Here is a 263-nt window from a genome sequence, read left to right on the forward strand (position 1 = left end):
TCGGTCATGCGCGCGATCAGGCCTCGAGATAGACGTCGGTATAGAGCTCGGACGGATCCGGCTCGGGCGCGGTGCGCGCGAATTCGGCGGCCTCGGCGACGATCTTCTTCACCTCGCCGTCCAGCGCCTTGAGCGTGGCCTCGTCGCCGTAGCCCGCCTTCTCCAGCTTGGCGCGGAAATGGTCGATGGGGTCGCGCGTCTTGCGCATCTCGTCGACCTCGTCGCGCGTGCGGTACTTGGCGGGATCGCTCATGGAGTGGCCG

Annotated in this window: 1 protein-coding gene; it reads right to left on the reverse strand. The window is 67.7% G+C overall.

Annotated elements, in window-relative coordinates; all coding sequences use genetic code 11:
• Nucleotides 1-16 precede the first annotated feature (16 nt).
• Nucleotides 17-263 (reverse strand): thiamine pyrophosphate-dependent enzyme (locus ACCC94_RS30290; RefSeq protein WP_413353244.1); only part of this gene is annotated, 247 nt, incomplete at its 5' end.

This window comes from Pseudomonas sp. Pseusp97 (assembly GCF_047304025.1).
In the GTDB taxonomy this organism is placed as follows: Bacteria; Pseudomonadota; Gammaproteobacteria; order Pseudomonadales; family Pseudomonadaceae; genus Pseudomonas.